Genomic DNA, 25,267 nt, shown 5'->3' with positions numbered 1-25,267 from the left:
ATTAATTATCTAGCGCTTCATTTAATACATGTAAAATCTGTTTTTTAGTTTGAAAGTAACGACTAAAAAGGCTTGAAACCGATCCTAGAATCGAAATATGCCCTGTTCTAGGAATGCTAATCATTTGACTATGATTGCCTTTTTTCTTCAAAATATGATCAAAATCAATTGCATTAGTTTTTGCTACAACCTGATCATTGGATGCTGTAAACAGATAGTGCTTGATGTTATTAGGTTCAACAAAATAATAAGGCATCACATGCTGATAAGAGACCGACTGATCAAATGCATCTGCGCATAAAGGATCATCCTTATAATCAAAATGATAGGGCCCACATAAACCGACCACAGCACGAATTTTTTCACGGGATTTTAAACTATAAGGCTGCGGATGATACAGCGCAGACATGATATTAAATGCCCCTGCCGAATGCCCCATCAAAATAATTTGTTCAGCCTGAATCTTTAATTTCAATTGATGTTGAGTTAAATAATTCAGTGCTAGACTCAAATCATCAATATAACTGGGAAAAATATATTCTGGTGCAAGATGATAATTGATAATCGCAACGTCATATCCTTCCTTGGCAAAAGCCTCACCAACAAAGCGATAGTCTTTTTTATCTCCATGTAGCCATGCGCCGCCATGAACAAAGACAATCAATGGCCGTTGTGAGCGTGGCCTAGTGCTACAAAAAATATCGAGACGTTGTCTGGCTTTTAAACCGTAAGCGATATTCTTGTGTAGCGTATATCCTGTGCGTGGAGTTAAACGGTTTAAGGCATAACTACCAAAATCGTGAAGGCGAAAATCCTGACAAGCTGACTTCGCCCTTACGATTTTTTGATTTAAACTATATTTTACAGATTGGGCCATCTTACTGAGCATTTATAGGCTCAACTTGATCAGGATCAATCGCCACTGGTGTTTGCTCAGTCGGTTGTGCGCTTACCAGTGGGCTACTAAAGCTTGACGTCAGGCTGCGTGATTGTTCAATATTATCAATCAGAGTAATAATTTTGGTCACATTTCCAACCTGTGCCAACACCTGATTCAGATCAGTAATTTCGGCATTATTCAAACGCCCCATCACATATAAAATACCATCTTCAGTATGAATACGTACTTTACTGTCTGAAACCACAGTCGCCTTCATAATCAAGCCACGCGTATTTGCAGTGACCGTAGTGTCTTGCATAATCGTGCTATAACCAATCTGATTACCCACGGTAATGTAATTATGTACAGTTTTGACATCCGTCATAGCCCGCACGTTATCTTCAGCCAACTGCTTTAAATGGGCATCAGGTACTTGTCCTGTCAGTAAAACATTTCCATGAAAACTTTCAATATTTACACGAGCTTGTTTGAAACGCGCATCCAATTTATATAAATTTATTTTAGCAGTCCGTTCTATCGAAGAATCAATAAAGACTTGTCCAAGTGAACGAACACCACTTTCTGTACCTACTGGTGATGACCCTGTGCCACTCGAGATGAAACTCGCACAACCAGATAAACTTGCTACACACAGTAACGTCATTGCAATACGGTTAAACACTCAGCAAGACTCCTCATCTCTAATTTGAATTTGGTTTTATTTCAGTATTTGTGCTCTGATTTTGTTCAAAGATTAATAAACTCTTGATCAAAAGTAAAAGCATTTTCAATCCATTGTTGATCATAAGGGAATTTAGAAAAATCATGCTGTATCTTTTTTGCAAATTGTTGAAAAAAATCAAAACAAATCACATCAAAACGACAATAAAATGCGGAAAAACGGGGTTCATTCTCTAAAAAATACAATGCCGATTTCATAATTTTCTTTTGTTTTGAAAGCGAAATCGTTTCATACGATTGTGCATATTGAGTGCTTGATCGCGCTTTTACTTCAACAAAAATAATCTCTTGATCTTTTTGCACAATAAGATCAATTTCACCATAACGACAATGATAATTCGCTACAATTAAGCTAAACCCTTGAGTTTGTAAAAAACTTAATGCTTGTTTCTCTGCCCATTGGCCTAAATTAAGATGTATTGGTATAGCATTTGACATTGCGAATTACTCACATTTTTTATTAATTTTTTTATTAAATTTCATCTAAGCTGGCTCACACCATAGGTCACACATGCTTTGATTTGGGCTTTGTAGCAACTGATTTTTTTGATTTTATACACAAATAATAAAAAATCTTATTATTTACATTTTATCGGACTTAACCCATTAAACAGCTAACCCTTTAATCTAAATTTACAGTTTTAACTACAATTTTGAAAGTTAATGCTGAATAAGCACTCATACAACTGACCTCAACCCTAAATCAAGCTTATGCCCTACCCCTAAATTCAGGTAAAATGACCCAGCTTTCAGTTTGTGTAACCTAACTCCACAAACCAGTAACTATTTTTAGTATTTAGATTTTTATGATTTTAGACTTTTTTATTTTGGAGAAACCGAATGAGTGCTCAATTATTTGTTGTAGCCACCCCAATTGGGCACTTAGATGACATTACTTATCGTGCCATCGAAGTTTTAAAATCGGTCAGTATTATTGCTGCAGAAGATACGCGCACATCTGCTCAACTCTTGAAGCATTTTAATATCTCCACACCTTTGACTGCATGTCATGAACACAATGAAAGTAATAAAATCGACCTGCTCATTCAAAGAGTGCTTAACGGCGAAAACATGGCTTTGATTAGTGATGCGGGTACTCCACTCATTAGTGATCCGGGTTTTAAACTGGTGCGTGCTGCACAACAACATGGTATTCGAGTGACTCCAGTTCCTGGTGCTTGTGCTGCAATTGCAGCACTCAGTTCTGTCGGCCTACCCAGTGACCGATTTAGTTTTGAAGGCTTTTTACCTTCACGACAATCTCAGCGCTTAATTCAGTTAGAAAAATTAAAAGATGAAACACAGACATTAATCTTTTACGAAGCACCGCATCGTATTTTAGATTCGGTTAAAGATATGGCACAGGTTTTTGGTGCTGATCGTCCTGTAGGATTTGCAAGAGAAATCACCAAAACCTTTGAAACCATTAAAAAAATGACTTTAGCAGATTTAATTGAATGGATTGAATCTGATCATCACCAGAAAAAAGGTGAAATTGTGTTGGTCGTGGGCGGCTCCACTATAGAAAAAGATATGGAACAAGAAAAGCTAGATCAATTACTGAATCGCCTTTTACAAGATTTGTCTGTTAAAGCAGCTTCACAATTAGCAGCTGACTTAACCGGAATAAAAAAGAAAGTGGCTTATCAGCGTGCTTTAGAATTGACCCATAAAGACTAAAATAAAGAATGAAAATCAAAAAAAGCATCACAGTTGTGATGCTTTTTTTATATATGAATATAGTTTCAACAATTGATGGATTTCAAGAGATAAATATTTCGCTAAAGCCTTAATCTTGCGCAGACTCATCCGCAGGAACTTCAGTAATGCGACCACCACGAGCAAGAAATGCTGCGACTTCATCTTCTAACGCTTGACGTTGTTTTAATTTAGCCGTCACAGTGAGTGTTTCAGCTTCTGCAACATCTCCATCGGTCAGTGTGGTTTCACTTTCAGATGCGCCTTTTTCAGCAGCTTTTGCTTCATCATCATCGACTGCATTTTCTTCTGCATCATCGTAATCATTCATATCTGTCATTGTTGTTTCTCCCCCACAAATGACGTTTTTCATTCCAATCTAAATTGGTTTGCAATTAGGAAGAAATTTAACAATCTCTGAGCGTTTCGCATAGAGTCAAATACTCAAAAAACGTATTTTTTTTAATCAAAAAAGTAAACTTATATAAATATTTGTATAGAAAGTAGCTCTACCCTCTTAAATCGCATAACAGGTATTTTGCAAACTGCTTAATCCATTGGCTTGAGACATAAAAGCATCTTTTAAAGAGCTACGTTGCTCAACCTGTTTTAAGCCGAAATTTCGCGCCCAAACAACAGGAAAAAATGTGGTTTTTTCCATCCAACCAATCGCTGACATACTGTGCATCATGGCATCATTTTGCCCTTTACGCAGGTGTTCGTAGCGCTTTAGGGTTTGTTCATGTGCCCATACGCCACGTTTAAGGTCATGAAGCAGCACATCACATAAAATCGCAGCATCTAAACAGCCTATATTGACCCCTTGCCCTGCCAATGGATGAATGACATGCGCAGCATCACCAATCAATGCCAATCCCGCTTTGACATATTGTTGTGCCGCACGTGCTTTTAATGGAAATTGAGCACGTGGAGTGGCTTCTAAAACCTCACCTAACATGTAGTGACTTTCACGGCTTAAAAGTGCCGTAAAAGCGTCATCCTCTAGAGCTGCATATTCCTCTGCGAAATCATCAGGCAATGTCCAAACAATAGACTGCCAAAAACCCTCTTGCTCAGGTTTTAAACTCGACATGGGTAAAAAAGCCAATGGGCCAGTTTCAAGGAAAATTTGACGTGCAGCATGCAAATGTGGCTCTGCCGTGCGTATCGCGCAGGTTAAACCTGCTTGTTGGTAATCCAAAATATCAAGATCAATAAAAGCTTGGTCGCGAACAAATGAATTGGCGCCATCAGCACCAATCACCAATTTCGTGGTGAGTTGTGTGCCATCTGCAAGATGAATATGCCAAACATTTATTCCTTGCTCAACACGCATTACTTTAACTTGCGTCCGATAATCTTTTAATTGTTCAAGCATTTTTTGCTGAATGGCTAAGTTTAGAATACTCGGTTCAACCATTGAACCTAAGGTTTGTACCTCACTTGGTATATATAAACTCATCTGTCCAAAATTAATTTCACCATAGCCATTTTTATTCCACACTTGCATGCCGCTATAGGGCATTTGACGTGCAATTTCATGCCAAACATTCACCGTTTTAAGCAAATGAATGGTGGCTTGACTCAAAGCTAAAACACGCGGATTGGCTGTACTCAAGACTTTGGATTCATTCAATACGGGAGCCGCGTCTAATACAGTCGCCTGAACGCCACCTTGTGCCAGCAATAAAGCAGTGAGTCCACCCACCAAACCACCACCAACGATCACAACCTCTAAAATGTCCGTTTGAATGTGACTCATGCTTTTAATCCCATCGCATAATTTGCTACTAAAGGTTTTACACCGGGAATCATGTCAAAAGCAATTAATCCCGTATTACGGATTAACTTTAACATTGGATTTTGATGACTAAAGCCGCGCACTACAGAATCGCAGAATTTAATGACTCGTTGTTGATCGCTTAATCGTGCTTGCTCATATGCAAGCAACATAGTAGGTTCACCAATATCATCTGATTTGGACAGTTGTTCAGTGAGAGAACGTACTAAAACGTAAGCGTCACGCATACAGAGATTAAAACCCTGTCCTGCTACAGGATGAATAGTATGTGCTGCATTACCCATTAACACTACACGACCAATCGCTTGTTTTTCCGCGAGTACTTGTGACAAAGGAAAACTAAAACGACGACCCGTTTTTTGAAATTTACCCGCACGATCACCATAGGTTTGCTGCAAAGCATCTAGAAAGTGTTGGTCATTTTCATCGCCTAACCACTCATGTTCAGTCCCTTTTTTTACCGGCCACACCACAGAACGACGGTATTCACCCGGTAAAGGTAAAAGTGCCAGAGGTCCTAAAGCACTAAAACGCTCAAAGCCAATATGTTGATGGGGTTTTGAGGTTTGAACTGTCGTCACAATTGCCACTTGGTCATAATCATGTTCACTCGCGCCAATGCCTAAAGCTTGACGGCAAAAAGAATCGCGACCATCGGCAGCAATTAACAATGCAGTTTGCAAGGATAAGCATTGGTCATGGCGTAGCGCTTCAATATATACCTGATCTTTATTTTGTTTGAGAGATGTGACTTGCACCCCATCAATCAATTCAATCAATGGTTGTTTTTTGACTTCCGTCAATAACACACGCCCCAACCACGCATTTTCAATCACCTGACCGAAATTTTCGACTTTCTCTTGTGCTGCTTTTAGACGTGCTTTACCAAAACTGCCCTGTTCCGTAATATTGACTTCAAAAATAGGTGTAGCATGCACTTGAAGTGCATCCCAGAACCCAAGCTCTTGATAAATTTGAACACTACGACGTGACAAAGCACTATTACGAGCATCAAAACTGGAGTGATATGGTGCAAGATCAGCATCATCATAATTGGGATACTTGATGGCTTCGAGTAATTTTACCGCAATGCTGGCTTTGGCTAACATCAAGGCTAGACTAAGTCCGACCATTCCCCCCCCTACGATGATGACTTGCTGCTGCACCATATCTACTCCTGATCGCCTACTAATGCTTATTGAAATGAATGAATTAAACTTGAGCCATTAAGGCTTCAATTTCTTCTATTGTTTTTACAACACTTGCAGTCAAAACCCGAGGACCACTTTCCGTTACTACGACATCATCCTCAATACGAATACCGATACCACGCCATTTTTCATCCACAGTTTCATCATCAGGTGCGATATACAACCCCGGTTCTATGGTTACGACCATGCCTGCTTCATAAGCACGCCATTCACCCTCGTGCTTATACGATCCAACATCATGCACATCCATCCCAAGCCAATGCCCTGTGCCATGCATGTAGAACTGACGAAAAGATTCTGTACGAATAATTTCCTCAATGTCTCCCTGCATTAACCCTAGTTCAATCAAGCCTTCAACCATAATACGAACAGCTACGTGATGTGGCTCTTTATAAGAGTGACCCACACGTACTGCGTCAATTGCTGCAAGCTGTGCTTTTAAAATGATTGCATATAATGCTTTCTGTTCAGGACTAAACTTACCATTTACAGGAAAGGTACGAGTAATATCTGAGGCATATAATTGATATTCACATGCTGCGTCAATTAAGACCAAATCACCATCTTTAAGTGCTTTATCATTTTCCACATAGTGCAGAATACAACCATTGGCTCCGCCACCAACAATACTGTTATAGGCAGGAACACAGCCATTTTGACCAAAGATATAATTTAATTCTGCCTCGAGCGCATATTCCATCATACCCGGGCGCACTGTTTGCATGGCACGTGTATGAGCTTGCGCTGAAATAGTCGAGGCAATTTGCATTAATTCAATTTCTTGCGCTGATTTATGCAAACGCATTTCATCTAAAATACGGTCCAATTGGATGATATGTGAAGGGGCAGATGTACCACGACGTGACTCACCATTTGCCTCAGTAATCCAGTTTGTTACACGCGCATCAAATTCAGCTTGCTGGCCAATACGATAGAACAATTTTTCTTTATTGAGTAATTTCTCAATAATTTCCTCATCTAACAGATCGATGGCAAAAGCTTCATCTGCCTCATACTCATCGACTGCACCCTCTACTCCAGCGCGATAACCGTTCCATATTTCCATTTCACGATCACGTTCACGACAAAACAAGCTATAACTATAACCATCATCCAGCGATTCAGAAGTTTCAATAACAGCAACTGCCTCAGGTTCGTCAAAGCCAGTCAAATAGAAAAAACTGCTGTCCGCACGAAATTTATAATCTGCATCACGGTTACGCATCGCAACTGGGCTGGTGGCAATAATCGCAATACTGTGCGGACCCATTTGTTTTGCTAGGCGGTCGCGACGTTCCTGAAAATCAGCTTGAGTCAGTTTCATCATTAAGTTTACTTTTATCTTCTATAAATCAAGTTTAGCTTTTAAAAATAGCATGTTATTGGAGCAAAATCGCCCGATTTAGCTCGGACGATGCGGTGTAAACATTTCTACAACACTGCTTGCTTCTGTAGCAGAAGGATTACGCTTTAACTGTGGCTGAATACTTTGCAGTAATACCGTTTCGCTAATCTCTACTTTTTGACGTCCTAAGGATAGGCTGACTGGAATTAAACGTACAAATTCATACAGCTCCTGATAGCTTGCTTCGCCTTCTTCGTCATTGTCAGATTCTTCGAACTCGACAGCAGCAACATCTTGTAGGTGCTCAATCCACTCCATTTCATCTGGACGAATATGACCTGAAGCCAACCCAAAACCGAGTACTACACCTGCACACCAATCTGCCAAGGCTTCTACCCGACTAGCAAGTACATGCTCATCATCTGGAAGCAAAGGTAAATAATCCAGTTCGTCATCTGACAACGCATGTGCGATATCTTCTGACTCATCTGTTAAAAGCGTTAATACATTTTCATCCAATTCTGGAATTTCAAGTGTTGCTAAAATTTGTTGCCATTCTTCGCGTGTTGGCGCTTTGGTAACACAAACAATACCTGTAAGGAGTCCATGTAACTCACTTGGGCTTGTAATTTCCTCAATTTTTGAAAAATTGCGGTACCATTCTGACCAACCTGAAATATCGTCTTGCATTCGTCTATCCAATCTCTATACTTCGTATATATTACCTTTGTTTGCAATACTGTGCGACCATCATATGTTAGAAGAATTACAGCGTCTCCAGGCGCAAATTGGTGTTTTGAAAACACGACTTACGCATTATGAAAGTGAAAATAATGCACTCAGTGCGGCAAAAGAAAATTCTGCCGAACATCACCATGCCCAAATTGTGCAAAAAAATGGCATTATTACTCAGAAACAAGAAGAAATAGACAATTTAAGTGAACAGTTAAGCGATGCCCAGTCTCAATTCAAGCAATTGAATACAGATGCGACGTCATTGGCTGATCGTTACGGTCGTTTAGAAAAAAGTTGTACCGATCTTAAAAACCGTTTTCAGGAAATTTTGGCTGAACGTAATGAGTTACGTGTTGTGAAAGAAAAAATGCAAAATGAACAACGTCTGGCTCAGCATGAAATTCAAGGTTTGCAGCAAGAACGAGAAAGATTGTTACAAAAAAATGAACATGCCAAAGCAAAAGTTGAAACCATTATTCAACGGTTGTCTATTTTAGGAACTGCACAAGATCATCATGCCCAAGAAATTCAACAACTGGCTCACCCAACTGAAGTAAGTGAGGATAATTAATCATGACTGAACAAATTGCAGTTGAGCTTCGAGTATTGGGTCATATGTTCCGTTTATCGACCACAGAAAATGAAAAAGCTGATTTGGAACGTGCAGCTGAATTGTTAAATGGGAAATATGATGATTTTCGTCGTAAAGCACCCCGTCTTGAACCCAGTAAACTGATTATTATGGTGGCTTTAGAACTCATGCAAGAAGTGTTAGCGATGAACAAGTCATTGCAAGAGTATGCACATTGTGAGCGTCTATTGAGTACTATTTTAGAAGATGTCGAAAATTTAACTTAATTTCGAAAAAAATGTGCAAAGTATCTCCATTTGAAACCTAAGTTTACAGTTCCTGCACACTGGATATTTGCCAACACCTGAATATTGGTTATACTTGCTTTATCTCTGAGGTGTTCGCCAGCGGGTCTATTCCCCTGCCGATACTTAAACTTATGGATGTGTTCTGTATATTTAGAGTGTATGCCTACTTTCATGTAGGAAACCCAGCAAGTATACGTCGCGTCCACCTTGAACTCATCGGGTTCAGGGTAACGACACATGCAGCGGCATCATCGGAGTGTTTTATTTAAAATAATAAATAGTGAAATATAATTTTCTGTTTTTGAAAATCCAAATTTAATTTATAAATTATCTGTATTAGAGCAAAATTAAACTTCAATTTTCATAGTTCTTAGCTTTTTAATAGTATAAATAATCCCCATCAATACTTAACCCTTCTATATTTTTTCAATTGCCTACATTTCAGTGAATGTGTGTTATACAAGCCCCAACGGTATTGTCTTTTTCTAAGCTGCCTATCTGGCAGTGAACTTCTTGAGTTATCGCAGCAATTAAACAAGCATTTCTAAGCTGCATTACTCGACAATATTGGAGGTAATACACATTGGCGCGTTTAAAATGTAATATTGCTTTTAAGTCTGACGGGTTTAATTGTTCCATTTTTATAGGTTTTATATTTTTAATATAGAATTCAATATACCTAATTTATATGAATATTTTAAGTACATTATAAAGATTATGAATTTTTGTTATTATTTTAAATTTAGTCTAGCTTTAGTATAAATAATCATTTTTATCAATTTATTTATTTTACTTAAATAAAAAATAATCATGATTTAAACCAATAAAAATACTTTAAACCGTGAAATAAATATCTTCTTAATTAATCTAATTGGAATATTGCCCTAAAAAATCTTATTAAGATGATAAACAAGACTTCTAGGGCAATCATTAACAACTTAGCTATTAAAATGTAGACCGTTTATAACTGCGGTATTCTGGTTTCCAATAATGGTCATTGATCGCCTGCTCCAAAGCTTCATCACTGATAATCGGTGCTACACCTGCTTGCATTGCTGCTTGTGCAACCTTCACCGCAATAATTCTTGAAACTTGCTGAATTGAATCAATATCAGGCAACAAATCCGCATCAGGATGCGTCAATTTCGGTGAGCAAGCTGCAAGTGCATTACTAGAGGCCATTAGCATACTGTCAGTCACACGCGTCGCACCAGAAGCAATGACACCTAAACCAATACCAGGGAAGATATACGAGTTATTACACTGAGAAATGTTATAAATCTTACCTTGATAATTGACAGGTGCAAAAGGACTACCTGTTGCAATTAATGCTTTACCATCCGTCCACTGAATAATATCAGCAGGGACAGCTTCAACACGAGAAGTAGGATTCGATAATGGCAACACAATTGGGCGTTCACAATTAGCAGCCAGTGTCCGAATTACTTCTTCTGTAAACAATCCAGGTTGTCCTGAAACACCGATCAATACCGTTGGTTTAGCATTCTTAACCACATCGAGTAATGAAATGACTTCTTCGGCATTACCCCATTCAGCAATAATTTCAGGCTTTTGTGCTAGCTTTCTTTGAAAGTCGAGTAAGTTTGGCTGATTTTCAGTAATTAAACCAAAACGATCGACCATATAAACACGAGCACGTGCCTCTAGCTCAGTTAAACCTTCGGCCATCATTTGAGCCACAATTTGTTCTGCAATACCACAACCTGCCGAACCTGCACCTAAAAATGTAATGGTCTGATCTTTAAGTTGTTTGCCTGCGGCATGTGAAGCAGCAATTAAGCTACCGACTGAAACTGCTGCTGTGCCTTGAATATCATCATTAAAACAACAAATTTTATCACGATATTTATTCAATAATGGCATGGCATTTTTTTGCGCAAAATCTTCAAACTGAATTAATGCCTCAGGCCAACGACGTTGAATGGCTTCAATCACATGATCTACAAAATCGTAATATTCATCACCACTAATACGTGGCTGATTCCAACCCAAGTAAATAGGATCATTGAGTAACTGTTGATTGTTCGTCCCCACATCTAGGGTAATGGGTAAGGTATACGCTGGGCTAATACCACCACATGCAGTATATAAAGACAATTTACCAATCGGGATGCCCATACCGCCGATGCCTTGATCACCCAATCCTAAAATCCGCTCACCATCTGTAATCACAATGACTTTGACATTTTTACGATTTACGTTATGTAATATCTCTTCGATATGATCACGGTCAGGATACGAAATAAAAATACCGCGATGACGGCGATAAATATCCGAAAATTGCTGACATGCTTCACCGACCGTTGGAGTGTAAATAATCGGCATCATTTCACTTAAATGATTTTCAATGAGGTGATAAAACAAGGTTTCATTGGTATCTTGAATATTACGCAAATAAATATGTTTATTAATAGCATCATTAAAAGCACTGTATTGCTGATATGAACGATGACTTTGTTCCTCGATGGTTTCGATCACATGAGGAATTAAACCGTGTAAATTAAATTTACTACGCTCGTGTTCAGTGAACGCAGAACCTTTATTTAATAATGGAAGCTCTAAAAGGGTATTTCCTGCATAAGGAATATATAAAGGTTGTTTAATCGCTACGTTATCTGTCGTCATTTCCTATCTCATTTCGATTGTCATGAAGATGGTATACAGAAAAATATATCTCATACCTTCATAAGTGAGTAGCTTAGCCTTATTTTGACCCAATGCGATATTTTTAAATTTGATAATGATATGCAAACGATTTTCTAAGCTAATAAAGATAAAAAAATCTGCTTTTTCAAACCAATATATCCCGATAAATAAAAAAATTGATGCTTTTGAATATTTTTTTTCGCTTGCTTTAATCATTTTATTCGTCATGTATAGCGGTAAAAAATTTACTTACACACATTTTCTAAATTTATAGTAATCGCACTATTAAAGTGCGTTAAATTAAAAAAGCTTAAATCTTGATAAAATAATCAAAAATGTAAAAGCAGATTGAATGGCAGCTCAGAATTTTTTATTCAACATCTGCAACATTTATTTCAGATTTTTATCTTGATGATCTATTCAAGAATTGCTTTACTTGATTTTAGTTCCTCATTTTTACGCTAAAAAAATACCCAAGATGTACATCTTGGGTATCACCGCATTTGAAGTGACTTAAAATTATTGAAGACTATTTTGACTTTTGTAAACGTAGTGCATTCATCACCACTGAAAGTGAACTTAATGACATGGCAACAGCGGCCAACATCGGCGTCAATAACCACCCTGTTAATGGATAAAAAATACCCGCGGCCACAGGCACACCCAAACCGTTATAGAAAAATGAAAAGGCCAAATTCTGTTTCATGTTTTTCACTCCAGCTTTTGCCATGTGAATTGCATCCGCAACCCCGCGAATATCACCCTTTACCAAGGTAATTTGTGCCGTTTGTTTGGCAATATCTGTTCCATTGCCCATTGCAATACCCACATTGGCTTGAGCAAGTGCAGGGGCATCATTTATACCATCGCCTGCCATTGCTACAACTTTGCCCTGTGCTTGATATTTTTTCACAATGTCTAATTTTTCAGTCGGTGTACAGTTGCCATAGACATACTGAATACCCAGCTCTGCTGCTACTAATTTTGCATTTTGTTCATGATCACCCGTTGCCATCACAACATCCACACCATCTGCAATCAGTTGCGCAATCACTTGATGAGCATTTGGTTTAACTGCATCATGAATAGAAATATAAGCCAAAACCTCTTGCTCATTGGCCAAGAAACTAATCACATTGCCTTTGGCGCGTTGCTGTTGCAACTGAGCCTGAACAGACTTTTTTAAGTTTAAACCCAATTGATCGAGTAGCTTTTGACTGCCGACATATAGCATTTGATCATTAATCTGACCTCTTACGCCAAAGCCCGTGACATCTTCAAAATCATTGACTTTAAGCAGTTCGGTTGCCGCAACCAATTTTGTCAAAGTCTGTGCAATAGGATGCGTCGAATACTGTTCAATAGATGCAATCCATTGTTCAGCTTGAGCTTGTGTCATCTGATCGGACAATAATTGAATTTCTTTTAGGCTTGGCTTGCCTTCAGTCAATGTTCCTGTTTTATCAATCACCAATGTATTTACTTTACTTAAAGCTTCAATCGCTTCGGCATCTTTAAACAGTACGCCTTTTTGTGCAGCTCGCCCCGTGGTTGCCATCACCGACATGGGTGTTGCCAAACCTAAAGCACAAGGACAGGCAATAATCAGTACAGCAACGGCACACATCAGCGCTAAATCAAATTGTGCATTGCCAAACACCATCCAAGCAATAAAAGTCAGTACACTAATTATAAGTACTGTAACGACAAAATATTTAGCAAAGACATCGGCAAGTCGTTGTAACGGCGCTTTAGAGCGTTGGGCTTCTGCTACAGTCTGAATCATTTTCGCCAAGGTCGTATTTGCACCCACTGCTGTGGTTTGAATACGAATACTACCCTGCTGATTCACCGTTCCGCCAATCACTGGATCATCCAATTCTTTTTTTACAGGTAGTGGTTCACCCGTCATCATCGCTTCATCGACATAGGTTTTGCCTTCAACCACAATACCATCCAGTGGAATTTGCTCACCCGATGAAATTTGCAGAATATCGCCTTGTTTAACCATGCCAATATCGACTTCGACCACCTGATCATTCTGTACCAGTTTTGCAGTATTGGATTGCAATCGCAGCAATGACTTTAATGAATCAGCTGTTTTGGCACGGGCTTTAAGCTCCATCATTTGCCCAAGCAAACTTAAAGAAACAATCATACACGCCGCTTCAAAATACACGGCTACGCCATGACCTGTTTTGGCTTCCATAGGAATAAGAGATGGAAAAACGGTCGCAACCACACTATAAATAAAGGCCGCTAAGACGCCAACACCAATGAGACTCCACATGTTTAAGTTACGTGTTTTATAAGATGTCCAGCAACGCTCAATAATTGGTTTACCCGCCCAAAGCACCACAGGAATAGAAAGCACCAATTCAATCCACGGTTGAATATGCTGTGGAATAAAAGCGTGAATATGCGAACCCATGGCCAAGACAAAAACAATTAAGGTCAAAGGCAAAGTCATCCAAAAACGATGGCTAAAATCCACCAGTTCAGGGTTTGGTGCATCATCCAAGGTTGGTTGCATTGGCTCTAAAGCCATACCACAAATAGGACAAGTTCCTGGCCCTTTTTGTACAATTTCAGGATCCATTGGACAGGTATAATCCATATCTGCCGCACCTTCTGGTACAGGGCGCTCATCTATTGGAATTAAATAAAATTCAGGATCTTGCTTAAATTTATCCAAACAAGATGGGTTACAGAAGTAATAGGTTTTGTCTTTATAATCAGTTTTTAAATCGGTTGATGTGTCCACCGACATGCCACAGACAGGATCTATTTCTGTTTGCCCTGAAGAATTTGCAGAATGACCACCCACACAACACGATGACTGTTTTTTCGGTTCTGGTGGTTTTTTCGTGCCACAGCATGAAGAGCTTTGAGTCTTTGAAACCACATATTGTTCAGGTGCGATATTAAACTTGCTTAAACAACGCTCAGAACAAAAATAATAGTCTTTATCTTGGTAAATACCATGATATTGAGCATCAGTTTTAACCTGCATACCACAAACGGGATCAACAACCCTTTCAATGGATTGAACTACTGTTTTCGGCTTATTTCCAGCACAACAGCCCGATGATTGCACCACAGGTTGTTGATCTTGAGTCGCACAGTATGAAGTCGTTTTTTCTTCAATTTTAGCTTTTGAAGCACAATCCATTTTTTTCGGTTGATTTACGTCAGCTGACAGTAAATATTGTTCAGGATCTCGCTCAAATTTATTTAAACAACCATTACAACAGAAATAATAACGCTGCCCTTTATAGTCAATATTGGGTTTAGACAAATCGGTGACACTCATCCCACAGACAGGATCTACGCTGACCCATTCTGGACTTGATTTTTGTTTTGTGCAGCAAGAAGATTTAGCTGGTTCACTCATCAGACTTACCCATTTGATTATTTAATTGTGCTAGCATAAAGTCTGTACCTAGGTACGGAGTCAAGTGATTTGAGGAGATTTTTATGCTCACCATTGGAAAACTGGCCAAACACTGTCAACTGAATGTTGAAACCATTCGATACTATCAACGTATCGGCTTAATGCGTGTGCCTGAAACCACAGAGCATTATCGTTATTACAATGACAAAGATATCGAGACACTCAGTTTCATTCAAAAAGCCAAAGATGCAGGTTTGCAACTCAGTGAAATTCAGGAATTACTACAACTTCAATTAAATGATCGAGAACAAGTCCGTCAGGTGATTCAACAACGTCTCAATAAAATTGATCAGAGAATTCAAGAACTCAATAGCCTTAAAGTACGCTTGGCCACTTGGGTCGATGAATGTAAAACCACGCAAGCAGCGAGTTGCCCAATTTTAAAAGAACTCAAAAAAGCTTAATAAATTGGATTCAAGACAAAAAATATGAATAGAGCGGTCAATAAACATGTCAGTTGAATTAAAACTCTTACGCAAACAACTTCGACTTAAACGTAGAAAAGTTGATTTTTTTAAACAACAACAAGCACAACAAAAGGTTTTAAACCGACTAATACGGCTTCCTCAATTTCAGCACGCACAAAAAATAGGGCTTTATTTACATGCCTTTGGTGAAATTCAAACCACACAGATCATTGAATACTGCTTTAAACAGTATAAACAGGTTTATTTACCTATGATTTGCAACATGAATCAACAATTGGTTTGGGTGCACATCACGCAACAACAATATCGCAATAAACGTTTTTCACATCATCCACTCGGCATGCAAGAACCAATGATGAGTCGTGGCTTGCATGTATCAACACTCGACTTTTTAATTATGCCTTTACTTGCCTGCGATCCGTATGGAACTCGCATTGGCATGGGGGGCGGTTTTTATGATAAAACTTTAGCCAGTGCATCCTGTAAACCTTTGCGCGTGGGTATAGCACATGACTTTCAACTCATTCAACAACGTTTGGTTCGTGAAAAATGGGATCAGCCTTTAGACGCCCTCATTACGCCAAAAAAATATCTATATTTCAATCGTTAAACTCTTTTTTTAGCTCAACTTCTCAGAGTGACTTGATCAATTTCGCATTTTTTTATCTATTTTCATTTGTCCTGCACTTGTAATTTTTGAAATACCCATCACTATAAAAATATGGCAACACCATTGTTACTCACTAGGAGTGCCCATGTCTGAAATTATGATGAATGAAGAAACCTTAGATACACAGGTTCCAAGCGTATTACCTCTTTTAGCGCTACGAGATGTGGTGGTTTATCCACACATGCAAATTGCGTTATTTGTTGGTCGTGAAAAATCGATCAATGCAGTTGACGTGGCTCGTAACAGTAACAATCTCGTATTTGTCGTTGCACAACAAGATTCGCTTACAGAAGAAATTGATCACGACAATTTGTATCAATACGGTACAGTTGCGAAAATTGTACAAGTTGTGAATCATGAAAATGATGAGAATTGCATCAAAGTTCTGATCGAAGGCTTACATCGTTCTAAGCTGGTTAAAATTATCGATAATGATGAATATTTATCAGCCGAACATGCCATTAGCCCGATGACCGTCACCATAGAGTCTGATTCACAAGAAACACGTGTACAAGAATTACGTACCTTGTTTGCTCAATATGCAGAAGCAAAATTGCGCAATGCACGTGAACTCATTACTGCCTCAAATAAAATTGATGATTTATTACAATTGTTATTCTTTGTGGCTACCCGTGTGCCTTTGAATATTGATGTTAAACAAAAATTCTTAGAACATGATGACTTTGAAGCACATTTGACTGAACTCATGACGTATCTCTTGCAACAATCTGAAGAACAACAGATTGAGCAAACCTTACATGACTCAGTTAAACGTCAAATGGAAAAAAATCAGCGCGAATATTTCCTCAATGAAAAAATGAAGGTTATTCAGCGTGAGCTTTCCGACATGAATGGCGGTGCTGAAGATGATGTTGCAGAAATTGAGCGTCGTCTTGAAGAAGCAGATTTGCCTGAACATGTGCGTAAAAAAGCTGAAAGTGAATTCCGTAAGCTAAAAGCAATGCAACCTGCTTCAAGTGAAGCTGCAGTTGTTCGCAATTATATCGAGGCCATTTTAGATACGCCTTGGAATAAAGCCAGCAAAGTCAGCATTAACTTAAGCAAAGCACAAGAAATTCTAGATGCAGATCATTACGGCTTAGATGACGTGAAAGATCGTATTGTGGAATATTTAGCGGTTCAATCACGCGTGAAAAAACTTAAAGGCCCGATTCTTTGCTTGGTCGGTCCTCCGGGTGTCGGTAAAACTTCGCTAGGTGAGTCGATTGCCAAAGCCACAGGCCGTGAGTTTGTGCGTATGGCTTTAGGCGGAGTACGTGACGAAGCAGAAATTCGTGGACATCGCCGGACTTATATCGGAGCGATGCCAGGTAAAGTGGTGCAATCTTTAACAAAAGTTGGTGTAAAGAATCCTTTGTTCCTCCTTGATGAAATTGACAAGATGGCACAAGACTACCGTGGCGACCCTGCTTCTGCACTGCTTGAAGTCCTTGATCCATCACAAAACAGTAAGTTTAATGATCACTATTTAGATCTTGATCTTGATTTATCTGAAGTGATGTTTATCTGTACTGCAAACAGCATGAATATTCCTGAAGCTTTACTTGACCGTATGGAAGTCATTCGCTTACCAGGTTATACCGAAGAAGAGAAAGTGAACATTGCAGATCGTTACCTTGTACCTAAAGCAATTAAGGACAATGGTTTACGAGCGAAAGAGCTGACTATTCATGAAGAAGCGATTCGTGACATTGTACGTCGCTATACCCGTGAAGCAGGTGTACGTAGTCTTGAACGTGAAGTGTCAAAAATTGCCCGTAAAGTGGTAAAAGAAGCGGTTAGCAAAAAAGCCAAAAACCTGCATATTGATGTGACTGCTGAAAATCTATCTGAATACCTTGGCGTACATAAATTTGACTACGGTATGGCAGAAGAAGAAGCACAGGTCGGCCATGTGAATGGCTTGGCTTGGACATCAGTCGGCGGTGAATTACTGTCTATTGAAGTTGCGGCTGTAAAAGGTAAAGGTAAATTCATTACCACTGGTTCACTGGGTGATGTGATGAAAGAATCCATTACCGCTGCCATGACTGTCGTTCGTACCCGTGCAGATGCGTTGGGTATAGAAGCTATACGATTCGAAGAAACCGATATTCACGTGCATTTACCTGAAGGTGCCACCCCCAAAGATGGTCCATCTGCTGGTTTGGCATTAACCACAGCCTTGGTTTCTGCTTTTACAGGAATTCCAGTGCGTGCAGATATTGCCATGACAGGTGAAACTAATCTAGGTGGCCGTGCCATGCGCATTGGCGGCTTAAAGGAAAAATTGCTTGCGGCACATCGTGGTGGAATTAAGTTAGTTTTTATTCCACAGGAAAATGTACGTGACTTGGTGGAAATTCCAGATAACGTCAAAGCTGGTTTAGAAATTAAAGCAGTTAAAAGCATCGATGAAATCTTGCCTTTAGCTTTAACCGAAATACCAAAACCTTTGGCAAAGAATCCGATTGTTAAACCCGTTGATGAAGGCAAAGCTGCCCGCCATTAATGCGAATTTAATACAAAAAAGAGAGCTTAGGCTCTCTTTTTTTTGACTGAATAGATTTATAGTGTATTTAGGTTTTAAATAAATGCCTTCTTAGCTTCATGGATTAAGCTAGATACAAAATGCTTTATAGTGTTTCTTTTGCTTACTCAAGCGAATGGTCATCTACATCTCCAGGTGGATGACCTTTTGACCGCAGTCCCATGTTTAATTCGTGGACTGCGTTTTTTATGGTTGAATTGGCGTGAGCAAACTATAAACCAAACCATCGACAACATTTGCCATTTTGGCAAGATTGAGCGTTTTTAAGATATCCGTTTTGCTGTGATAATGTTTATTACGGAAAGAACCAGTATCTGTAATCATCATTGCCGGTATGCCGAATTTCCAATAATTTAAGTGATCTGAAAACTCCATTCCTGACACAAATGCTGGCGCAATAAATCTTTGACATTCTAAACGATCCAGCGCTCGCATAGATTGACAGTATTGAGATCCTAATGCGTAAGATTGTAAATTACTCACAGCAGCAATAAAGTTACCGTGCTGAGGATAAACCCATTTCAAACCAGCTGGATATTCCTGTACCAAGTTTTCATCAAAATAACCAATCATCTCTAAAATATAAACCCCTTGAATTTGGTCTTTTTTAGATTGAATCGATTTGGCGTGAATAAAACTTCCCATTTGTTCCGTTTTAAAAAAAGGAGCTTCTTGAAGCGTATAAAAAACGAATTCTATATTTTGAGCCAGCTGCGATTTTTGTTGTACTAAAATACGTGCCGTTTCAATGACTCCAGCAACTCCTGATGCATTATCATCTGCGCCCTGCTGTTCACCAAAGACATCATAATGTGCGCCTACAATCACTTTATCTGCATGCCCATTCGTTAAACGACACACTACATTTCGATAGCTCAAGCCATTTACTGAATAGTTTTGATATTCACATGGAATACCAAATAAATGCATTTGTTCCTTAATCCATGCTGACACACGTTGTAACTGTTGAATATTTTTATAATTTCGATAATCATCTGGCCCAATAATTTGCTCAAGATAAACTTTTAAATTATCTGTACTGGCAGGTGAGGCATTTGGTACTGCCCAAATTGCTGTACTGAAAAAAAAAGAAAAAATGAATGTACTACACAATAAGCCCAAATGTTGAGGTGTTTTAAAAATCATTTTATTGTTATTTCCTCTTTTATTCATATTCTATTCCTTGAATAAGATTAATGCCGTATCTGAGCTTAATTTTCAATTGCAATTTGTTGTGTATCAGCATTCCAACTGAGTTTCAGGTTTATAATAGCCATGACTTTTATATCACCAAATCTTATGAAAATTCGCATTATTACCATTGGTCAAAAAATGCCAGCTTGGGTGCTCACTGGTTTTGAAGATTATTTCAAACGTATTCAACCTTTTGTGCAAACACAGATTATTGAATTACCCATGGCAAAACGTGGAAAAAATGATTCTGAAGCAGATATCTTAAAGTATCGTCAAATTGAGGGAGATAGTATTTTAAATGCTGTGAAGCAAAATGAAGTTTTGATAGCACTTGAGGTCGGTGGCAAAGAATTCAGTACCGAAAAACTGGCTGAAACCATGAAAGCTTGGATGCTAGAAGGCAATGATGTGGTTTTGGCCATTGGTGGGCCAGATGGCCATTCCGAAGCAGTTCGTAAAGCTGCTGCATGGCATTGGTCTTTATCCAAGCTAACTTTGCCACACCCTATGGTTCGAGTGATGCTGATTGAACAGCTCTATCGTGCGATGAGCATTAATCACAATCATCCCTATCATCGTGCAGGGTAATATGGATTGTTTCTAAGCATAAATACTCGATCTTTATTTACATCAGAGCGCTATATTTTATCGTTCTTTTAATGCAACAGAATGTTGGCAATCACTCACTTTATCCACGACATATTTTTAGGCATTATTGTTTTAAAGCGATATTATTTAAATTAGGCGCACTCATATGAATTTACAAACGCTTCCAGGTTTATTTATTTCACATGGCTCTCCCATGCTGGCGCTTAATCCCGAACAAGTAGGTCCTGCACTGCATCGTTTGAGTTTAAATCTCCCTAAGCCTGAAGCCATTATTGTTATGTCAGCACATTGGGAAAGTCATGCACTTGAAATCAGTACCAGTGTTCGAGCTGAAACTTGGCATGATTTTCGAGGTTTTCCAGCAGCGCTGTATGACATCCACTACCCTGCACCAGGTCAACCCGAATTGGCTGAAAAAATCTTACATCTTTTGGCAGATGCTGGTTTAACTGCACATGCCAATAGCACGCGACCACGCGATCATGGGGTGTGGATGCCATTACTGCATATGTATCCCGATGCAGATATTCCTGTCATCGAAATTTCATTACCCATCAATATGTCAGCCAAAGATATTTTTAAAATTGGTCAGACTTTGGCCATTTTGCGTGAACAACAGATTTTACTCATTGGCTCAGGTAGTATTACCCATAATTTAGCCGAACTTTCTTGGCACGGCGAATCTCAGGAAGTCCCTGTTTGGGCATCGAGTTTTCGTAATGATGTCGTGAGTAAACTCAACCATCAAGACTATGAAGCAATACTGGACTGGCAAAATATTCCTTATGTAAAACGCAATCATCCAACTCTTGAACATTTTGCTCCGCTTTTTTTTGCTATGGGAACAGGTTCACGTTTTAATATTGTGCATAGTAGTTTCAGTATGGGCTCTTTGGGTATGGATATTTATCGATTCGATTAAAACCATGGCGCAGAATCATAACTTTTTATTAACATTCAATAAAAATTTAGTTATAGATACATTTTGCTACCGAAATCATCAAAATGTATCCATTGTTTTTAAAGCACATTCGCTTATGATTATAAAAGTTATTCAAAACCAAGTACTTCCAAAATGAAATTTAAATTTTTAGCCCTTGCTCTACTTCCTTTAGCCCTTGCAGCCTGTCAATCAGGTGATATTCAAAAAGCAGGAGATATAGCAGTGTCCGTTTTACAACAAAAAAATGCTGCGACCATGCTCAGTTCTTATGAATGGAGCACGCCTACAGGAACAGCACCTAAACCTTTGGTTCTTCATTTTGATGCTCAAGGTCGTTTAAGCATACAGACCAGTTGTAATGGCATGGGCACCAGTTGGAAAGCTGAAAATAATCAAATTATTACAGGCGATTTAATGTCAACTCAAATGGCTTGTGATGACGCGTCAATGCAACAAGAAAAAGTGGCAGCAGATTTATTCAGTAAACGCTCTGCACCTTTTATTTTGGATTTAAAAAATCCTGAACAACCGACTTTAAGCATTATTTCAGCTTCAGGTCAAAAATATACTTTTAGTGGCAAAATGACTGCTGAAACCAAATATCAAACTCAAGCAGAAACTGTTTTTCTTGAAATTTCACCTGAAACTAAACAATGTACTGGCGTAGCACCACAAACCTGCTTACAAGTACGTGAAATTAAATACGCAGAAAATGGTGTTAAAACACAAGTCGATAAAGATTGGACCTTGTTTTATGACCAAATTGAAGGTTATCAACATAATCCTGCTGAACGACAAATTATTCGTATCAAACGTTATGAAATTAAAAATCCTGCAGCAGATCAATCAAAATATGCCTATATCCATGACATGACTGTAGAACGAGCGACTGTAAAATAATTAAGTTGTCTTTTAGTTTTAGGTAAAGAAAAAAACCGATACATGTGTATCGGTTTTTTTATTCAAACCTATATTTTTAGAATACGCCTTGCGCCAACATGGCATCAGCAACTTTTACGAAACCTGCAATATTTGCACCATCTACATAATTCACTGTGCCATCTTCTTTCGTACCGAATTTAACACAGTTGCGATGAATTTCTTTCATAATCGCATGCAGACGTTCGTCCACTTCTTCAAAAGTCCAACCTAAGCGAAGTGCATTTTGAGACATTTCTAAACCAGAAGTTGCTACGCCACCCGCATTTGATGCTTTGCCGGGCGCGTATAAAATTTTCGCTTCAATGAATTTTTCAACGGCTTCAAGCGTAGATGGCATATTTGCGCCTTCAGCAACACATATCACACCATTCTTAATCAAAATTTCCGCATCTTCAGCAGTTAACTCATTTTGAGTTGCGCATGGAAGTGCAATATCACACTGAATTGACCAAGGACGCTCTCCTTCAAAGTATTCAAAACCGTGTTTAGATGCAAATTCAGAAATACGCCCACGTTTTACGTTCTTAAGTTCCATAACTTCAACGAGAAGTTCATCAGTGAAACCATTTTTGAGATAGACCGTACCCGCAGAATCTGAAAGTGATACCACTTTCGCACCTAAGAACATGGCTTTTTCTGCTGCAAATTGTGCCACATTACCTGAACCAGAAATGGTCACTACTTTATCTTTAAAGCAGTCTCCACGAGTTTTAAGCATCTCTTCAGCAAAATAAACTGTGCCATAACCTGTCGCTTCTGGACGTGCCAAAGAACCACCAAAAGACAGCCCTTTACCCGTAAATACACTAGAGGTGTCATTACTTAATTTTTTCATCATGCCGGCCATATAACCAACTTCACGACCACCTACACCAATATCCCCTGCAGGAATATCAGTATTTGAGCCTAAATGACGATAAAGTTCAATCATTAAGGCTTGGCAGAAACGCATAATTTCGCCTTCAGACTTACCTTTAGGATTAAAGTCTGAACCACCTTTACCACCGCCCATAGGAAGTGTTGTTAAGGCATTTTTAAACGTTTGCTCAAATCCTAAAAATTTTAGAATTGAAAGATTTACAGAAGGATGAAAACGCATCCCTCCCTTAAATGGTCCGATTGCCGAATTATACTGAACACGGAAAGCACGATTGACATGAGTCTGACCTTGGTCATCCACCCAAGAAACGCGGAACTGAATGGCACGTTCTGGCTCAACCAAACGCTCAAGTAAACCATGTGCAGCATATTCTGGATGCTTTTCAATGAACGGCCACAGGCTGGTCATCACTTCTTCTACAGCTTGTAGAAATTCAGGTTGATGTGCATCACGTGATTTGACGTAATCTAGAAACTCATTAAGGCTGTTATATTTCAACGCTTAATCCTCAGCAGAAAGGTGGATTAAAATTGGTCAAATTTCCAATAAATGATAAATTTTGGCGCAAAATATTAAATATCTTTTGCAAACAATCTACAACAGTTATTTTAAATAAATTAAAAAAAAGATTTAATAACATATATTTATATCAATTATAACGCATTTTAAGTCCTTGATCTTGTTGAGACTCTCCTTAAAGTTACAATCCTTTTTTGCACGATTTAAATGCATGATGTGCGCTAAATTCGAGCGCAAGATTAAACAATCAAAACATGTTAAAATTAAAAATATTGGATTTATCTACTTTATTTCTCCTGTTTTTCAAGTCGCATTGGTTATTTACATGAATTCGCAAATTGCTCTCATCCATCATATCGATGCTTTGCTTCCCCAAACCCAATGTGGTTTATGTGGACATCGAGATGGATGCTTACCTTATGCCAAAGCAATCAGTGAAGGTGAATTAGCCAATAAATGTGTACCAGGGGGGCAGCCTGTCGCTGATGCATTGGCGCTATTATTAAATCGCCCACTCTTAGTCGCAGAAGAAAGTGTGTGGCCAATTCAACTGGATGGTCGTCCACAGCGAATGAAGGCTATTATTCGTGAAGATGAATGTATAGGTTGCACCAAATGTATCAGTGCTTGCCCAGTAGATGCCATTATTGGCTCTGCAAAGTTGATGCATACCATCTTGACTGACTTGTGTACCGGCTGCGAACTTTGCATTCCACCTTGCCCGGTAGACTGTATTGATTTGATTGAAGATAACCACACAGTTTTAACTGAAGAAATACGGATTGCAGAGCAGCATGATTTAAGAGATCGTTATTACGCTCATATTCAACGTGAGGAAAATCGTCGTTCAATTCGTAAAGGCCCAACTGTACGTGCAGATATTGATTCTGCTTTATTTACCGAATTTTTCGCACAAGATCATCAGGTCGAATCCGTTATTTCTACTTCTTCTGAAACAAAACCTGTTGCAATGCTCGATGCAAAAACCACCATTGAACTTGCAAAAATTCGTACCCAAATTAAAAAATTAGAAAAACAGCTCAGTGTTCGTGAAGATGCGAAAAAACGTCTGATGTTAGATGACTTAACCCATCAGCTTAATCAGTTACAGGGAGCTTAA

The 25,267-nt window shown here is 38.7% G+C and carries 22 protein-coding genes and 1 other RNA gene; 11 read left to right on the top strand and 12 right to left on the bottom strand.

Annotation, left to right across the window (positions count from 1 at the left end; all coding sequences use genetic code 11):
* Nucleotide 1 precedes the first annotated feature (1 nt).
* The 3 genes from GA0116959_RS01675 to GA0116959_RS01665 all read right to left on the bottom strand — a co-directional run bounded on the left by GA0116959_RS01675 (nt 2) and on the right by GA0116959_RS01665 (nt 2,059).
* Nucleotides 2-889, bottom strand: coding sequence for an alpha/beta hydrolase (locus tag GA0116959_RS01675; RefSeq protein WP_092717682.1), 888 nt, complete (start codon nt 887-889; stop codon nt 2-4).
* Nucleotides 879-1,562, bottom strand: coding sequence for a BON domain-containing protein (locus GA0116959_RS01670; protein ID WP_092717679.1), 684 nt, complete (start codon nt 1,560-1,562; stop codon nt 879-881). Before GA0116959_RS01670 ends, GA0116959_RS01675 begins: the two co-directional genes overlap by 11 nt.
* 65 nt (nt 1,563-1,627) lie before the next feature.
* Complete coding sequence (locus GA0116959_RS01665; RefSeq protein ID WP_092717676.1) at nt 1,628-2,059, bottom strand: YraN family protein; 432 nt, start codon at nt 2,057-2,059, stop codon at nt 1,628-1,630.
* A gap of 402 nt (nt 2,060-2,461) precedes the next feature.
* Here GA0116959_RS01665 and rsmI point away from each other — a divergent pair, with 402 nt between their 5' ends.
* The gene (rsmI, locus tag GA0116959_RS01660; protein ID WP_092717673.1) at nt 2,462-3,301 is read left to right on the top strand and encodes a 16S rRNA (cytidine(1402)-2'-O)-methyltransferase; all 840 of its coding nucleotides are present in this window, start codon (nt 2,462-2,464) and stop codon (nt 3,299-3,301) included.
* Nucleotides 3,302-3,410: 109 nt separating this feature from the next.
* Here rsmI and GA0116959_RS01655 read toward each other — a convergent pair whose 3' ends face one another.
* From GA0116959_RS01655 to GA0116959_RS01635, 5 genes are all read right to left on the bottom strand, one after another.
* Complete coding sequence (locus GA0116959_RS01655; RefSeq protein ID WP_092717671.1) at nt 3,411-3,659, bottom strand: hypothetical protein; 249 nt, start codon at nt 3,657-3,659, stop codon at nt 3,411-3,413.
* A gap of 177 nt (nt 3,660-3,836) precedes the next feature.
* On the bottom strand, nt 3,837-5,081 hold the full coding sequence (locus GA0116959_RS01650) for an FAD-dependent monooxygenase (RefSeq protein WP_092717668.1): 1,245 nt from the start codon (nt 5,079-5,081) through the stop codon (nt 3,837-3,839).
* Nucleotides 5,078-6,286, bottom strand: coding sequence for an FAD-dependent monooxygenase (locus GA0116959_RS01645; RefSeq protein WP_092718071.1), 1,209 nt, complete (start codon nt 6,284-6,286; stop codon nt 5,078-5,080). The genes GA0116959_RS01650 and GA0116959_RS01645 overlap by 4 nt, the downstream gene beginning before the upstream one ends.
* A gap of 46 nt (nt 6,287-6,332) precedes the next feature.
* Nucleotides 6,333-7,655 carry a Xaa-Pro aminopeptidase gene (gene pepP, locus GA0116959_RS01640; protein WP_171256849.1) on the bottom strand — a complete coding sequence of 441 codons (1,323 nt, stop codon included), beginning with the start codon at nt 7,653-7,655 and terminating at the stop codon, nt 6,333-6,335.
* A gap of 78 nt (nt 7,656-7,733) precedes the next feature.
* The gene (locus GA0116959_RS01635) at nt 7,734-8,366 is read right to left on the bottom strand and encodes a UPF0149 family protein (protein ID WP_092717662.1); all 633 of its coding nucleotides are present in this window, start codon (nt 8,364-8,366) and stop codon (nt 7,734-7,736) included.
* A gap of 64 nt (nt 8,367-8,430) precedes the next feature.
* Here GA0116959_RS01635 and GA0116959_RS01630 point away from each other — a divergent pair, with 64 nt between their 5' ends.
* The 3 genes from GA0116959_RS01630 (at nt 8,431) to ssrS (ending at nt 9,552) form a co-directional block, all read left to right on the top strand.
* Nucleotides 8,431-8,982, top strand: a complete 552-nt coding sequence (locus GA0116959_RS01630; RefSeq protein ID WP_092717660.1) for a hypothetical protein — start codon at nt 8,431-8,433, stop codon at nt 8,980-8,982.
* A 2-nt stretch (nt 8,983-8,984) separates the two neighbouring features.
* Nucleotides 8,985-9,269: a cell division protein ZapA gene (locus tag GA0116959_RS01625; protein WP_053579884.1), complete on the top strand. Its 285-nt coding sequence runs from the start codon at nt 8,985-8,987 to the stop codon at nt 9,267-9,269.
* A 99-nt stretch (nt 9,270-9,368) separates the two neighbouring features.
* Nucleotides 9,369-9,552, top strand: a non-coding RNA gene (gene ssrS / locus GA0116959_RS01620) — 6S RNA.
* Between the two features lie 683 nt (nt 9,553-10,235).
* Here the strand turns inward: ssrS and GA0116959_RS01615 are convergent.
* On the bottom strand, nt 10,236-11,936 hold the full coding sequence (locus tag GA0116959_RS01615) for an NAD-dependent malic enzyme (protein ID WP_053579883.1): 1,701 nt from the start codon (nt 11,934-11,936) through the stop codon (nt 10,236-10,238).
* Nucleotides 11,937-12,486: 550 nt separating this feature from the next.
* On the bottom strand, nt 12,487-15,351 hold the full coding sequence (locus GA0116959_RS01605; protein WP_092717657.1) for a heavy metal translocating P-type ATPase: 2,865 nt from the start codon (nt 15,349-15,351) through the stop codon (nt 12,487-12,489).
* A gap of 83 nt (nt 15,352-15,434) precedes the next feature.
* Between GA0116959_RS01605 and GA0116959_RS01600 the strand changes: the two genes are divergently transcribed.
* The 3 genes from GA0116959_RS01600 (at nt 15,435) to lon (ending at nt 19,021) form a co-directional block, all read left to right on the top strand.
* Nucleotides 15,435-15,815, top strand: a complete 381-nt coding sequence (locus tag GA0116959_RS01600) for a MerR family transcriptional regulator (RefSeq protein ID WP_053579880.1) — start codon at nt 15,435-15,437, stop codon at nt 15,813-15,815.
* A 46-nt stretch (nt 15,816-15,861) separates the two neighbouring features.
* A complete protein-coding gene (locus GA0116959_RS01595) occupies nt 15,862-16,449 on the top strand; it encodes a 5-formyltetrahydrofolate cyclo-ligase (RefSeq protein ID WP_092717654.1) in 588 nt (195 codons plus the stop codon).
* A 145-nt stretch (nt 16,450-16,594) separates the two neighbouring features.
* On the top strand, nt 16,595-19,021 hold the full coding sequence (gene lon / locus GA0116959_RS01590; RefSeq protein ID WP_092717651.1) for an endopeptidase La: 2,427 nt from the start codon (nt 16,595-16,597) through the stop codon (nt 19,019-19,021).
* Nucleotides 19,022-19,246: 225 nt separating this feature from the next.
* Here the strand turns inward: lon and GA0116959_RS01585 are convergent, their stop codons facing one another.
* Nucleotides 19,247-20,233: a M28 family peptidase gene (locus GA0116959_RS01585; RefSeq protein ID WP_244878550.1), complete on the bottom strand. Its 987-nt coding sequence runs from the start codon at nt 20,231-20,233 to the stop codon at nt 19,247-19,249.
* Between the two features lie 126 nt (nt 20,234-20,359).
* Here GA0116959_RS01585 and rlmH point away from each other — a divergent pair, with 126 nt between their 5' ends.
* From rlmH to GA0116959_RS01570, 3 genes are all read left to right on the top strand, one after another.
* Nucleotides 20,360-20,842, top strand: a complete 483-nt coding sequence (rlmH, locus tag GA0116959_RS01580) for a 23S rRNA (pseudouridine(1915)-N(3))-methyltransferase RlmH (RefSeq protein WP_053579877.1) — start codon at nt 20,360-20,362, stop codon at nt 20,840-20,842.
* Nucleotides 20,843-21,008: 166 nt separating this feature from the next.
* Entirely contained in the window at nt 21,009-21,785 is a 777-nt protein-coding gene (locus GA0116959_RS01575; protein WP_092717648.1) for a dioxygenase family protein, read from the top strand.
* Nucleotides 21,786-21,938: 153 nt separating this feature from the next.
* A complete protein-coding gene (locus GA0116959_RS01570; protein WP_092717646.1) occupies nt 21,939-22,706 on the top strand; it encodes an META and DUF4377 domain-containing protein in 768 nt (255 codons plus the stop codon).
* A gap of 76 nt (nt 22,707-22,782) precedes the next feature.
* Here the strand turns inward: GA0116959_RS01570 and gdhA are convergent, their stop codons facing one another.
* A complete protein-coding gene (gdhA, locus tag GA0116959_RS01565) occupies nt 22,783-24,126 on the bottom strand; it encodes an NADP-specific glutamate dehydrogenase (protein WP_092717643.1) in 1,344 nt (447 codons plus the stop codon).
* Nucleotides 24,127-24,472: 346 nt separating this feature from the next.
* Here gdhA and GA0116959_RS01560 point away from each other — a divergent pair, with 346 nt between their 5' ends.
* Nucleotides 24,473-25,267 carry an RnfABCDGE type electron transport complex subunit B gene (locus tag GA0116959_RS01560; RefSeq protein ID WP_092718066.1) on the top strand — a complete coding sequence of 265 codons (795 nt, stop codon included), beginning with the start codon at nt 24,473-24,475 and terminating at the stop codon, nt 25,265-25,267.

The sequence above is a fragment of the Acinetobacter albensis genome, assembly GCF_900095025.1.
In the GTDB taxonomy this organism is placed as follows: Bacteria; Pseudomonadota; Gammaproteobacteria; order Pseudomonadales; family Moraxellaceae; genus Acinetobacter; species Acinetobacter albensis.
This window is presented reverse-complemented; position numbering and strand designations above follow the sequence as displayed.